The organism is Wolbachia endosymbiont (group A) of Cephus spinipes (assembly GCF_964026895.1).
Taxonomy (GTDB): domain Bacteria; phylum Pseudomonadota; class Alphaproteobacteria; order Rickettsiales; family Anaplasmataceae; genus Wolbachia; species Wolbachia pipientis.
The window spans coordinates 810,283-822,804 of record NZ_OZ034713.1 but is presented as its reverse complement, the minus strand read 5'-3'; the positions used below and the strand labels follow the sequence as shown (position 1 = coordinate 822,804).

Sequence of the window (12,522 nt, the reverse complement as noted above, 5' to 3'; positions counted from 1 at the left end):
CTTACCCAGAAAAAGTGGAGAGAAAGAAAAGAGTTTTTTTGGGTAAAATAAAATTTTGGAGGATTAGAAATGGCAAGAGAATATACGGCAGAATTCAAATTGGAAGCTGTTAAGCTGGCAAATGAACAAAGAAAGGTAGGTCAACCAGTTGCAAAAGTAGCAAGAGATCTAGGAATAAGGGATAGTGTATTAGGAAAATGGATGAAGAAATATAACGAAAAAAAGTCAGCGGCAAATGCATTTCCAGATGTAGCACCTTATGACAAAGAGAGATTTGATTTACAGAAAGAGTTAGCAAAAGTAACAAGAGAAAGAGACATTTTAAAAAAAGCCCTGGCCAGTCAAAAAGAGTAAAATATTTTTTCATAAAAGAGCATAGTAAACACTATAAAGTGCAGGAATTATGTAGGGTTTTCTGCTAGTGGCTACTATAAGTGGACTACAAGGAAAATAAGCAGTAGAGAATCAGCAAATAAAGAGTTATTAGCAGATATTCAAAAAATATATCAAGCTTCTAAATGTAGATATGGAGCTCCTAAAATTCATGCTGAATTAAAGGCTTTGGGTAAAAGTTGCAACTTAAAAACAGTGCAAAGTATTATGCAGAAAAATGGTATTCAGGCTATATTGAGAAGAAAATTTAAAATTAAGAAACAACAAACGGACAGTAGCTCCCAATATATTAGACCAAAACTTTATTGTCGATCAACCAAATAAAGTATGGGATTACTTATATAAAAACCAAAGAAGGATGACTATATTTGGCAACAATAATCGATCTATATTCACGCATGGTAGTTAATGAGCAGTTCAATAAATAAACAATTGGTTATGGACTCTTTATTAATGGACGTTAACAAGCGTAAACCTGCCAAAAATCTACTATTACATAGTGATCAAGGTTCACAATATACTTCGCAAGGTTATCAATATCTCTTATCCATAAAAAACATAGATGAGTCATAAAGGTTGTTGTTACAACAATTCTGTTGTGGAAAGCTTCTTTAGCTCATTGAAAAGAGAAATACTTATTGATACTTCACAACACTCTGCTCAACAAACTAGAACTGCAATATTTGAATACATAGAAATTTTTTATAACAAACAACGTCACTATTAACTATTGCATTCCTGAGCATTTTGATTCATCATTCTCTTTGTGAAAAACATTCCAAACTTTCTCTCCACTTTTTCTGGGTAAGGTCACATGTCAATGGCTCCATAAGTTCACATTCTATTCCCAAACTTTTTTTAACTAACTTTAAAATCATAGAAAATACTGTCGAAAAAGGAAGTTTTCTTGTTCGTGTAAAACTCAACACAATGGATTTTCTGAAAAGTTTTCGAGTATATTATATTTTTAATTTGTAGAATAAGGTTTTTTCCTTTTTGCATATTTCACCTAAAAAGGACACATTTTAGACTTCTTTGTTGAAATAAAACAGAAACAAAAGTGCTGTCCCTTGCACTCTTTGGATAATTTAATGATAAAAAATTTGGAGAGAAATTTTATACACTATCGCTGATATTTTTCCTTAAGTTGACGCCATTGCCTGAACGGATACATGACAAATCTATCGTTTATCAAATCGTCGGTAAGCCTAAAGCTATAGCCATTAAGCACGATAAAGAAAATCATTCATAATCGCTATAGCAACTAGTGTAGACACTTGACGTTCCTTGTGATTTGATAAATAGAGGTTTTTATCTGACTTCACAACAAGGGCTTCTGGATGACTTTGAAAGTGAACATTACCATGCTTATCTTCAATAGCCTCTATTACCCCCTCACTGGAAAATGCTGCAACTTTATATCCAAGTGACTCCAATTTTCTTCTATTTTCTGGTGTATTACTTACTGCTCCTGAATGAGCATCTGGAAAATATGTTGAAAACCAGCCATTTTCATTAGGTATTAGGAATTTGGCTACTACTTCTGCTAAACGACTATTTGGAACGATCTTTATCTGCTGGAGAGGTACATCCTCTTTCTGTGGATTAGGTGCTGATTTTAAATGAGATCTTCGTTTCTCTTCATCACTCACAACACTCACTACTTCAATTCCCTTTGCATTCATTATGCCTTCACATATGCCAAGCAAATGAATTACAGGGTTATCATCCACTATTTTTACAATTGCTTCAGTAACAAGCTGGCGACAAGGAGTGGGTGCTGAGTGTAAATTATCCGGAATAAATATTCTATTTATTTTGTGCTCTTTAACAAACTTTGCAACTTCAACTTTTATTCGGTCTAATGTTAGCTTCTTTGCCAATGTTTCATCTTGTTTTGCGAGATTAAGTGACTCTGTCTGAATTTTTTTAAGGCTAATTATCTTATTATAATCAATCAGTACAGTCTTAACCCCAAAGTTATTAAACATCTCATAGATATTTTGAGATAGCCCAAGTTCATGTGCTTCTTCCGTTTTCAACAAACCAACAACTACGTCATTATTTACTGTATTTTCTGCCGTCAAGACAGTTGACACTGGTTCTTCTTTTCTGGTTACATGTTGAGATGCCGGTTTTTCACTAACGCCAGCATAAGTAATATTGCTTAATAATAGAACTATAATTAATAAGATATTAAATAGTTTATTATAATATTTATATACTATGACTTGCCTCCCTAATATTTATATTACGATATAGAGTATTTTATAACAAAAAGGCAAGTTTGCCAAGAAAGAGAAGGTGGCCTGAGCAGGAATCGAACCAGCGACACAAGGATTTTCAGTCCTTTGCTCTACCAACTGAGCTATCAGGCCAACTGTATACTTTTATTTTTAGATAAAAAATGTTATTATGTCTATCAAAAGTTTTTAAAGTAGTTTATAAAAATAAAGGATGAACATTAATGACAAAATAGGAATCTACCCTGGCACATTTGACCCTATAACTTTTGGGCATATTGACATAATCAAAAGAGCGTGTAAACTAGTCGATAAATTAATAATAGGAGTTGCAGAAAACGTTAATAAGCATACTGCCTTTGACACAAAGCTACGCACAAGCATGGCTGAAAATGAAATCAAAGGACTAGGAATTGATGCAGATGTTATATCTTTTAATGGGTTGCTAGTGAAGTTTGCCAAAGAGCAGAATGCTTCTGTTATTATTAGGGGATTAAGAGCAGTATCGGATTTTGATTACGAGTTTCAAATGAGCTGGGTAAATTATAAACTTCTTCCTGAAATCGAAACCATATTTCTTCCTGCTTCTGAAGATACTCAATTTATCTCATCAAGTTTTGTAAAGGAAATAGCAAGATTAGGAGAAGATGTTAGCAAATTTGTATCAAAAGGCGTTCAAAACGAATTGATTAACCTGAATAGGATAAAAAATGGAGAATAGTGCTTGTTGTTTTTTATTTCTGAATGGGTATATTCAATATATAAAATGTTATAAGCTAAAGGAGCAGCATGTCAAAAGTGAGGGTTAATAATAGAAAAGTTTGTTGTCATGGTGATGAGAATGATGAGGGTTCTGGCCATCCATTAATATATTTAGATATGGGAGAAGAAGAGGAAATAGCCTGCCCTTATTGTGAAAAGACGTTTGTCCATGACTGCACTGTAGAAGCGGTTGGGGAGCTGACTAGGGATGAACTCTAATGGCACTTCTGCAGACTTAGCTTATGTAAATAGCAATAAGAGGGGCAGTAAAAATGAAACTGTCCATACGGTCGAGCACTCCCCCATGGCCAGGTATCATATTTCCACTATCTTTAACACCGTAAGCTCTTTTAACAAGCGACTCAGTGAAATCGCCAAGTTGCGCTAGAATAGCAATTGCAAGGCCAATGATTGGAGAATAAAAAATTGAAAATAGACCAAAAAATATTGATCCAAAAATTGTGCACACTACTCCAGCTAAAATCGCACCAAGAAGTCCTGTCCAAGTTTTTCCAGGGCTAAGAATTGGGCAAATTTTAGCTCCACCAAAATTCTTACCAAATAGGTAGGCAGTAACGTCAATTCCCCAAATGGTTAAGACGAACCATACTAATGCGTATTTTCCCTGTGGTAGATTATATAAATATATTAATGAGGCGCTTGGTAGTGCAATCAATAATAATGCAAAAACGTATAAAATTTTATTTCCTTGGGTTAGATTATACCATTCAAAAGAAGATAAAACTGCTATTGAAAAAATCAATAGGTAAAACGATAAATCACTGAAATATGTAGCAAAGGAAAATATGAATAATATTACTATTGAGGACAACATTCTAATTATAAAATTATTATCTACCATATTTTTTCTCTCTTTTTGTATAATCTTCTAATGCTTTACTCAAATCTTGACAAGAAAAATCAGGCCATAAAGTATCACAAAAATACAATTCAGCATAAGCTGCTTGCCATAATAAAAAGTTGCTTAACCTTTTTTCGCCGCCAGTGCGAATTAATAAATCCAATTTTGGCAAATCTTTAGTATACAGAAATTTTTCAAATTCCTCTTCTGATACATAAGCAATATTTTCTTTTATAATATTGCTTATAGCTTGTGTAATTTCTTGCTTTGCTCCGTAACTGACTGCCACAGTGAGTAATAAACCATCGTTCTTATGTGTCATTTCTTCTGCTTTTTTAATTTGATCCAATATTTTACTGGATAACAGACTTAAATTGCCAATAAAATTCAACTTAATGTTACAGTTGCAAATGAAATTGACTTTATCTTCATTAGTTAAAACGGAGTAAAATAAATCAAATAGACAGTCAGTTTCGTTTTTGGGTCTAAGCCAATTCTCCATAGAGAATGCATACAAAGTTAAGTAGGGTATGGTTAGGTCCGTACAATACTTGGCAATATCGTATGCAACTTCACTGCCCTTTTTATAACCATCAATTTTTACCTTTCCTTGATTGTTCGCCCATCTACCATTACCATCCATAATAATTGCTAAATGTTTCGGTAAAGATTCTTGATTCAACATTTAAATTTAACCTAATTTTGACTTGAGTGAAATTTTTTGGATTTCAATGGACACCTGGAAGGTGTCAGCTACTTGCATGACAGGAAGAGAGTTACTGTAGTGACACCAATAGTTGATACTTGAATGCAAAATTGGTGTCATCCCAGTGCTCCGACACTGGGATCCAGGAAATTTGATTTCAAACAAGTGCATCAGATAGTTGTATAGTAAAGACTGGATTCCAGTGTCAAGCACTGGAATGACATCATTTGCTATGTAAGCTTTCTCCATATCATTTAGTGATTCAGTATATCCTTTTCTTTGATGGACAATTCACCATCAATTTTTTTTATATTATTATCAGTAATATTTTGTATTTCCTTTTTAGCACCATGAAAATCATCTTCTGAGATTTCTTTATTTTCCTTCATTTTTTCTGTTTCTTCCATAATATCTCTACGTATATTTCTAATGGCAATCCGTGCATTTTCAGCAAACTGATGCAATAATTTCACTAATTTTTCACGGGTTTCTTGTGTTAAGTCCGGAAGAGCTATACGTATGGTATTGCCCTCAACAACAGGATTTAAATTCAAGTTGGCATTTAATATAGCATTTTTCACTTCACCGACAACATTAATATCCCAAATTTTAATTGATAGAGTTTTGTTATCTATAACCGAAACACCTGCAACCTGATTTAACTTTTGATGTCCACCATAGATATTTACAACTATACCATCAAGCAACGATGCGCTAGCTCTACCAGTGCGTACGCCTTTAATATCATCATGAAAGGACTGAATAGTTTTTAGCATTCTTTCTTTTGTTTTAGCTTTTATTTCATTTAACATAAATTACCTAATGTTTACAATCTGAAACTATAGTATAAGTACCTTGACCCTTAATAATATTGACTATTTTTTCTCCCTTCAAAGAAAAAACTATAATTGGAATAGAATTCTCACGAGCAAGTGAAATTGCTGATGCATCCATAACTTTTAAATCACGAGTCAATAAATCCGTGTAAGAAAGCCTATCATACATTACAGCATCCTCATTTTTTTTCGGATCAGCGGAGTATACACCATTTACTTGCGTACCCTTTAGAATAACATCACAATTCATTTCAACAGCACGTAAGGCTGCAGCTGTATCTGTAGTAAAAAATGGGTTGCCTGTGCCTGCTGCAAAAATTACCACTCTACCTTTTTCTAAATGACGAATAGCTTTCCTTCTTATGTAAGGTTCACATACAGTGGCCATGGGTATTGCAGATAATACCCTAGAAGCTATTAAATTTTTTTCTAAAAAGTTTTGTAAAATTAAAGCATTGATTATAGTTGCAAGCATTCCAATATAATCACTACTTGCTCTTTCACAGCCACTTAAAGACGCAGATGTGCCACGAAAGATATTACCACCACCAACAACAATACATACCTGAACTCCAAGCCTGTTAATATCAGCTATATCTTTGCATAATTGGCTTATTATTCCCATATCATAGCCAAAAGACTGTGACCCCATTAAAGCTTCACCAGAGATTTTAAATAACACTCTGGAATATTTTATTTCGCTTTTTTCATTTGTTGAGGGAAACATTTTTTACCATTTAGTTTGCACCACCCAAAACAAGTAACTTGTAATTAGATAATTTAATAGCACTCACCTCGCTTGACTTTATAAAATCAGAAACTTTCATTTTATCATCCTTTATGAACTTTTGTTCTAGTAAAACAACTTCTTCATAGTACTTAGCCATTCGTCCATCTACTATTTTTTTTGCTACTTCTTCAGGTTTATTTAAGCCCCTCACTTGCTCTTCAATTATAGAACGTTCATTTTTCAACTTCATTTGATCTAAATCATCTATAGACAAAGCTTCAGGCTTCATAGCAACTACATGCATAGCTATTTGTTTCCCAATCTCTTGTAGCTTCGCCTTATCACCAGATGATTGCAATGCAATTAAAGCACCAATCTTACCTAAGCCACACACATCACCATGTACGTAGCCAGCAATAACTCCATCCTTAGCTTCTAAGTAACAAAGCTTGCTTAACTCTAGCTTCTCACCAAGAACTGACGTACCATTCATAATAGCTTCCTGCACTGTGCCAATGCTTTCATACTTGGCATTTTTTAACTCATCAACGCTAGTACAGCGTTCTTGATGAGCAATTGATGCTAAATTTGAAACTAACTCTATAAATTTCTCATTCCTTGCAACAAAATCTGTTTCGCAATTGAGTTCAACCAATGCACCATAATTTTCAGTCAAACACATAACAACGAGTCCATCTGAAGCTACTCTATCAGATTTTTTGTCAGCTTTAGCAAGACCTATTGTACGTAACTTATCAACGGCTTTCTTAATGTCACCATCACATTCTTCTAATGCTTTTTTACAGTCACTTAAGCCAAGCCCTGTTCTATCACGTAATTCTCTTATATCATCTGGATTCATCTTCATTTGTTACTACCTCCCTTTCTTCTTCTTTGTAAACTTTACTACGTCTCTTTTTAGTTTGCACAATACCGTCTTCTTTTTCTTGAATAAACTCATCACCCCTTATATCATCAATCTTAACTCCAGATTTTGCTAGACTAGACTCTATTCCAGCTAATATAGAGTCGGTAGCTAATTTACAATAGAGCTCTATTGATTTTCTTGAGTCATCATTTCCAGGTATTAGATAAGTAATACCATCTGGATCAGAATTAGTATCAAGTATTGCAACTATTGGAATTCCTAACTTCTTAGCCTCCTTAACCGCTATATGCTCTTTATTAGTATCAATGATGAATAAGATATCAGGAATTGCTCCCATTTCTCTAATACCGCCAAGCGCCTTATCAAGCTTTTGCTTTTTCTTTTCAATGTTTCCCAATTCTTTCTTTGTTAAAATGCTATCCTCGTCATTTAATATTTTCTCATATTGCATCAAGGTTTTTATCGAAGAAGAAACAGTGCCCCAATTAGTAAGCATACCACCAAGCCAACGATGATTCACATAATATTGACCACAACGAATCGCTTCACTTGCAATAATATCAAAAGCTTGAAACTTTGTACCAACAAATAGAATGCGACCACCTTGAAATGCAACGTCATATAAAGCCTTCATGGCCACCTGTAGCAATGGTAATGTTTTTCGCAAGTCAATTATATGTATACGATTTTCTTGATGTACCCCATATATATATGGAGCCATTTTTGCGTTCCAGCGACTAATTTTGTGACCAAAATGTACACCAGATTCAGCTAAATCACGCACAGTGACTTTAGGCAAATTTGTCATATATCATTCCTCCAAATAGTTTATCTTCCATGGCATAACCCTAATGGGACTACTTGTACAAGCCATGTGTGAAATTAAATTATTTACATAGTAATAGAAAAGACAGCAAAGCGCAAACAAAAAATATTGACAAAGGGCAACATGTTTATTAGCTTTAAAGTTGAAGCCCGAAAACGCTAAAAAGAAATTAGGGGGGTGTAGCTCAGTTGGTTAGAGCGCATGCCTGTCACGCATGAGGTCGTGAGTTCAAGTCTCATCACTCCCGCCATATTAGTTTTAGCATAACTTAGAATTCGCAACCGATATTGAGAAATGCTTCCACCAAACTTGACATGGCATGGTATTGTAATTAATACTTAAATAGGTTTGTTTTTATCATTAACAATTAGGATTAAATATGCTCATTTCTGAAGTTTTTGCAGCAGATGCAACTAGCAATACATCAAGTATCGGCGCATCTTTTGCTAGTTTTACTCCATTGATTTTAATATTTGTGGTATTTTATTTTCTCATTATTCGCCCACAACAAAAAAAACTAAAAGAACATAGAAAGATGATAGATCAAATAAAACGTGGTGATACAGTCATTACTTCTGGTGGAATAATAGGTGAAGTTAATAAAGTTGATGAGGCAAATGCACAATTTATAATAGAAATAGCACCAAAAGTTGAGATAAAAGTTCTAAAGTCCGCTATATCTGAGGTTTTAAGCAAAGAAACTCAAAAAGTAGCAGCTAAACCAATTAAAAAGGTAAAATCGAAAGAATGATAAAAAGAATATAAATCAACCAGTAATAAAGGCAAAAATGCTTAACATGTTTAGAAAAAAGTTTGTTTGGTGATCCATTTGTGTGCGGAATATTTGGTGTAGTAAGTAGCGGTGATTCAGTAATACCAACCTTACTAACTGGGTTACAAAAATTGGAATATAGGGGATATGATTCCTCAGGTATAGCAATCATAAATAACGAAGGTAAGATAGAAGTCAAAAAATCAGAAGGTAAAGTCGAAAGGTTATGTGAAGTTGTTGATGACAGCAAGATGTCTCACAGTACAGTTGGTATAGCACATACTCGCTGGGCTACACATGGAGTTCCAGGCCTTAAAAATGCTCATCCCATTCGTACAAATAATGTTGTTGTTGCTCATAACGGCATAATTGAGAATTACAATCTGCTAAAAAAGGGTCTAGAAGAAAGGGGAATGCCATTCCATACTGACACTGACACAGAGATCATACCAAACATGCTAACCTTATATCTTGATGAAGGATTGTCGCCAGTTGATTCTCTATTTAAGTGTTTAAACAACCTACACGGCTCATTTGCCTTGGTCTTATTATTTGCAGAATATCCAGACGCCTTATTTGTTGCGAAGAGAAATTTGCCTTTAGCAATAGGCTATAACTGTAACACAGTGTTTGCTGCATCTGACTCTAATGCTTTAAGTGCATTTGTGGAAAAAATATCGCATTTGGAAGATGATGACATTGCAGTGATAAAATCTAGTGGAGTTAGTATATACAACAATGGTACACAAGTTAAACGCAGTATAGAAAATAGTAGTCCAAGTGATTTTCTAATTAGCAAAAATGGTTACCCTAGCTTCATGTTAAAAGAGATTTTTGAGCAACCTTGTGCATTAAACAAAACAATAAACCAATTTTACAAGCAATATAAAGAGGTCAACAAAAAATTATTCTCTGAACTGAATCACATTACTATAGTTGGATGCGGGTCATCTTATTTTGCTGGGCTAATAGCAAAGTATTGGCTGGAAAATGTCGCTCAAGTTCGAGTATATCTAGAAATCTCATCAGAATTTAGGTATAGCAACGTCAAGCTGGAAGAAGGCAGCATTGGGTTATTTATCTCTCAATCTGGCGAAACTGCAGATACCATAGAAGCGCTGCGTTATGCGAAATCACAGAAGCAAACAATCATAAGTATAACTAATACATTTAGCAGCAGCATTGAAAAGATCTCAGATATTGTGTTACATACTCTTGCTGGGCCAGAAATTGGTGTTGCTTCAACAAAAACCTTTTCTGCGCAACTTGCAACTTTAGCATGCTTTGCCGTGGAGCTTGGAAAAATAAAAGGTATACTGGGTGGAGAGAGAATAAAACAGCTAAGCAGTGCTATCAATTCTATTCCCGAGTATGTTGAGCACGTTTTGAATGTGATGAAAATACAACATATATCGGGCAGTATATTAGAACACAATAACGTTATTTTAATCGGCAGAGGAAGTTCATACGGAGTTGCAATGGAAGGCGCATTGAAAATAAAAGAGCTTTCATATATCAATACAACTGGTATTGCAGCGGGAGAAATGAAGCATGGTTCTATTGCTTTAATAGACTCTACTGTGCTTGTTATAGCAATTATCCCTTATGATGATTTATTCTTTAAAACGCTATCTAATATACAAGAGATTATTGCAAGAAAAGGCAAAGTAATTGCCTTCAGTGATAAACAAGGAGCGCCATTCCTAAGGGGAGTTTGCGCAGATGTGGTGCAACTTCCAGACACTGATAATTTTATCTCTCCAATCATCTACAGTGTTGCTATGCAATTCCTTGCTTACTTTACTGCAGCAAAAAAAGGGTTAGATGCAGATTGTCCAAGAAATTTAGCTAAGTCTGTCACGGTTGAGTAGTCCATTTAAAGTTAAAGCTAAACTTCTAATAAGGTAACCAGACTGCATTCTGTGATTTTTAGCAAAACACGATACACAATCGTCATTCCGCTACTAGTTAGCGGAATCTATGCCGAGATACCGCGGCGGTATGACGGTTCGCGGTGGTATGACGGTTAAGTAATTCGTCATCCCGCTGCTTGTTAGCGGGATCTAGAGATACCGCGGCGGTATGACGGTTCGCGGCGGCATAGCTATCTTCAAAAATATGGTTGAATAATTGTTAATAATAGTGTATAATTATTAATATTTTTAAGCACTTTGGCTATGGCTTTATCTAAGTTTCTCGACCCTAAGCTGGATTTGACCTTCAAAAAAATATTTGGCACTGAAAAAAATAAGAATATTCTCATACATTTTTTGAATGATATTTTAGGGTTTACTGAGATAAATACTATACAAGAAGTGGAATTCCTCAGTACTATAATGGATCCTGAAATTGCATCTGATAAACAAAGTATAGTTGATGTTCTTTGCAGGGATTCTAGTGGGGCCAGGTATGTGATTGAAATGCAGCTTACTCGCGATAAAGGCTTCGAAAAACGAGCTCAACTATATGCTGCTAAGGCTTACTCAAGGCAAGCTGATAAATCTGGTAAGTACATTGATTTAAAGAAGGTTTTCTTTATTGCTATCTCTAATTGTAATTTATTTCCTGATAAGCTTGATTATATATCCAGCCACACTATAAGAGATGAGAAAACCAATGAGCATGACTTAAAAGATTTTCAATTTGTATTTATTGAACTACCTAAATTTCCTAAGAATAAGGAAGAACAGCTAGAAAGCATAGTGGATCGTTGGTTATTTTTCTTCAAATATGCAGATGAAACTACGGAAGAAGACTTAAGGAAAATAGCAGAAAAAGCACCAATAATAAAGTTAGCCTACGATGAATTAGACAGGTTTAGCTGGAATGAAAAAGATTTAGTAGCTTATGAAGAAAGAATAATGGATCTACGGAAAGAAGAAGCCATTCTTGAATACAGACTTGACCTTGCTACTGAAAAAGGCATCCAAATTGGCGAAGAAAGAGGCATCAAAATCGGTAAAGAGGAAGGGAAAATTGAAGGAAAAATCGAAGGAAAAATCGAAGTCGCAAAAGCAATGCTGGCTAACAATGTTGATGTCAACACTATTGTCAAATTTACTGGCCTTTCTATTAGTGAGATTGAAGAATTAAGTGTGAACGGTTACTAATTAAGAACTTTAATTATCAATCATAAATCACTGAATTTCGCTAGTAAATTTGTTGCCATTGTCCATATTGCACAATTGTATATAAGATATAGTATAACAATAGTGTCCGTTCAGCTAATACCAATTCCCACTGCACAATAAACGGATAGATAACAATGGAAAAAAAGCCATACTATTGCCTTTCTTTCTCACTCCACAATTAAATAACTCTACAATATCGCTTATTTGATTCACTAATAATGAGAATTGGTATAACTTTGCTATTTTTCTCTCTAGATTCTTGCAAAGTTCTACAAGATTAACCACATTACCTCACGGTTTCTCTATGATTATTTTTTTAGATTACTTGTTTACCTTATTTGCCGTTCTCCTGAACGAATATACATAAGCTAT

General features: G+C 34.4%; 17 protein-coding genes, 2 tRNA genes and 1 pseudogene. 9 read left to right on the top strand and 11 right to left on the bottom strand.

Annotation, left to right across the window (positions count from 1 at the left end; genetic code table 11):
- The first annotated feature begins 69 nt into the window (after positions 1 to 69).
- From AAGD59_RS03915 to AAGD59_RS03910, 3 genes are all read left to right on the top strand, one after another.
- A complete protein-coding gene (locus tag AAGD59_RS03915; RefSeq protein ID WP_038198869.1) occupies positions 70 to 354 on the top strand; it encodes a transposase in 285 nt (94 codons plus the stop codon).
- A gap of 21 nt (positions 355 to 375) precedes the next feature.
- A complete protein-coding gene (locus AAGD59_RS06975) occupies positions 376 to 717 on the top strand; it encodes an IS3 family transposase (protein WP_095866567.1) in 342 nt (113 codons plus the stop codon).
- A 238-nt stretch (positions 718 to 955) separates the two neighbouring features.
- The gene (locus AAGD59_RS03910) at positions 956 to 1,120 is read left to right on the top strand and encodes an IS3 family transposase (RefSeq protein ID WP_081600771.1); all 165 of its coding nucleotides are present in this window, start codon (positions 956 to 958) and stop codon (positions 1,118 to 1,120) included.
- A gap of 67 nt (positions 1,121 to 1,187) precedes the next feature.
- On the opposite strand, the pseudogene AAGD59_RS03905 reads toward AAGD59_RS03910, so the two are convergent.
- From AAGD59_RS03905 to AAGD59_RS03895, 3 genes and pseudogenes are all read right to left on the bottom strand, one after another.
- Positions 1,188 to 1,395 (bottom strand): annotated as a pseudogene (locus AAGD59_RS03905) (IS4 family transposase); the annotation flags it as partial.
- Between the two features lie 221 nt (positions 1,396 to 1,616).
- Complete coding sequence (locus tag AAGD59_RS03900) at positions 1,617 to 2,480, bottom strand: gamma-glutamyl-gamma-aminobutyrate hydrolase family protein (protein ID WP_015589047.1); 864 nt, start codon at positions 2,478 to 2,480, stop codon at positions 1,617 to 1,619.
- A gap of 218 nt (positions 2,481 to 2,698) precedes the next feature.
- A tRNA-Phe gene (locus tag AAGD59_RS03895) sits at positions 2,699 to 2,771 on the bottom strand.
- A 79-nt stretch (positions 2,772 to 2,850) separates the two neighbouring features.
- Between AAGD59_RS03895 and coaD the strand changes: the two genes are divergently transcribed.
- Together coaD and AAGD59_RS03885 are read left to right on the top strand one after the other, a co-directional pair.
- Entirely contained in the window at positions 2,851 to 3,357 is a 507-nt protein-coding gene (coaD, locus tag AAGD59_RS03890) for a pantetheine-phosphate adenylyltransferase (protein ID WP_015589048.1), read from the top strand.
- 68 nt (positions 3,358 to 3,425) lie between these two features.
- Positions 3,426 to 3,617: a zinc-finger domain-containing protein gene (locus tag AAGD59_RS03885; protein WP_006279326.1), complete on the top strand. Its 192-nt coding sequence runs from the start codon at positions 3,426 to 3,428 to the stop codon at positions 3,615 to 3,617.
- 16 nt (positions 3,618 to 3,633) lie between these two features.
- Here the strand turns inward: AAGD59_RS03885 and AAGD59_RS03880 are convergent, their stop codons facing one another.
- Genes AAGD59_RS03880 through rpsB form a run of 7 tightly spaced genes read right to left on the bottom strand, consistent with a single transcriptional unit; the run spans position 3,634 to position 8,229 of the window.
- Positions 3,634 to 4,260 carry a phosphatidate cytidylyltransferase gene (locus AAGD59_RS03880; protein ID WP_015589049.1) on the bottom strand — a complete coding sequence of 209 codons (627 nt, stop codon included), beginning with the start codon at positions 4,258 to 4,260 and terminating at the stop codon, positions 3,634 to 3,636.
- Positions 4,250 to 4,945 carry a polyprenyl diphosphate synthase gene (uppS, locus tag AAGD59_RS03875; protein ID WP_015589050.1) on the bottom strand — a complete coding sequence of 232 codons (696 nt, stop codon included), beginning with the start codon at positions 4,943 to 4,945 and terminating at the stop codon, positions 4,250 to 4,252. Before uppS ends, AAGD59_RS03880 begins: the two co-directional genes overlap by 11 nt.
- Before the next feature lie 6 nt (positions 4,946 to 4,951).
- Positions 4,952 to 5,215, bottom strand: coding sequence for a hypothetical protein (locus tag AAGD59_RS06970; RefSeq protein WP_039964055.1), 264 nt, complete (start codon positions 5,213 to 5,215; stop codon positions 4,952 to 4,954).
- Between the two features lie 5 nt (positions 5,216 to 5,220).
- Positions 5,221 to 5,778: a ribosome recycling factor gene (gene frr / locus AAGD59_RS03865; protein WP_007549203.1), complete on the bottom strand. Its 558-nt coding sequence runs from the start codon at positions 5,776 to 5,778 to the stop codon at positions 5,221 to 5,223.
- A gap of 7 nt (positions 5,779 to 5,785) precedes the next feature.
- Entirely contained in the window at positions 5,786 to 6,529 is a 744-nt protein-coding gene (gene pyrH / locus AAGD59_RS03860; RefSeq protein WP_015589052.1) for a UMP kinase, read from the bottom strand.
- A gap of 10 nt (positions 6,530 to 6,539) precedes the next feature.
- Complete coding sequence (tsf, locus tag AAGD59_RS03855) at positions 6,540 to 7,400, bottom strand: translation elongation factor Ts (RefSeq protein WP_015589053.1); 861 nt, start codon at positions 7,398 to 7,400, stop codon at positions 6,540 to 6,542.
- Positions 7,381 to 8,229 (bottom strand): 30S ribosomal protein S2, encoded by an 849-nt coding sequence (rpsB, locus tag AAGD59_RS03850; RefSeq protein WP_015589054.1) that lies wholly within the window; start codon positions 8,227 to 8,229, stop codon positions 7,381 to 7,383. The genes tsf and rpsB overlap by 20 nt, the downstream gene beginning before the upstream one ends.
- Before the next feature lie 191 nt (positions 8,230 to 8,420).
- Between rpsB and AAGD59_RS03845 the strand changes: the two genes are divergently transcribed.
- The 4 genes from AAGD59_RS03845 to AAGD59_RS03830 all read left to right on the top strand — a co-directional run bounded on the left by AAGD59_RS03845 (position 8,421) and on the right by AAGD59_RS03830 (position 12,129).
- Positions 8,421 to 8,497 (top strand) — tRNA-Asp (locus tag AAGD59_RS03845).
- Positions 8,498 to 8,626: 129 nt separating this feature from the next.
- Positions 8,627 to 8,998, top strand: a complete 372-nt coding sequence (gene yajC / locus AAGD59_RS03840; RefSeq protein WP_015589055.1) for a preprotein translocase subunit YajC — start codon at positions 8,627 to 8,629, stop codon at positions 8,996 to 8,998.
- Between the two features lie 80 nt (positions 8,999 to 9,078).
- On the top strand, positions 9,079 to 10,890 hold the full coding sequence (gene glmS, locus AAGD59_RS03835) for a glutamine--fructose-6-phosphate transaminase (isomerizing) (protein WP_141457364.1): 1,812 nt from the start codon (positions 9,079 to 9,081) through the stop codon (positions 10,888 to 10,890).
- A 306-nt stretch (positions 10,891 to 11,196) separates the two neighbouring features.
- A complete protein-coding gene (locus AAGD59_RS03830; protein WP_015589057.1) occupies positions 11,197 to 12,129 on the top strand; it encodes an Rpn family recombination-promoting nuclease/putative transposase in 933 nt (310 codons plus the stop codon).
- 114 nt (positions 12,130 to 12,243) lie between these two features.
- Here the strand turns inward: AAGD59_RS03830 and AAGD59_RS03825 are convergent, their stop codons facing one another.
- The gene (locus AAGD59_RS03825; protein ID WP_070356842.1) at positions 12,244 to 12,435 is read right to left on the bottom strand and encodes a hypothetical protein; all 192 of its coding nucleotides are present in this window, start codon (positions 12,433 to 12,435) and stop codon (positions 12,244 to 12,246) included.
- Positions 12,436 to 12,522: the final 87 nt, after the last annotated feature.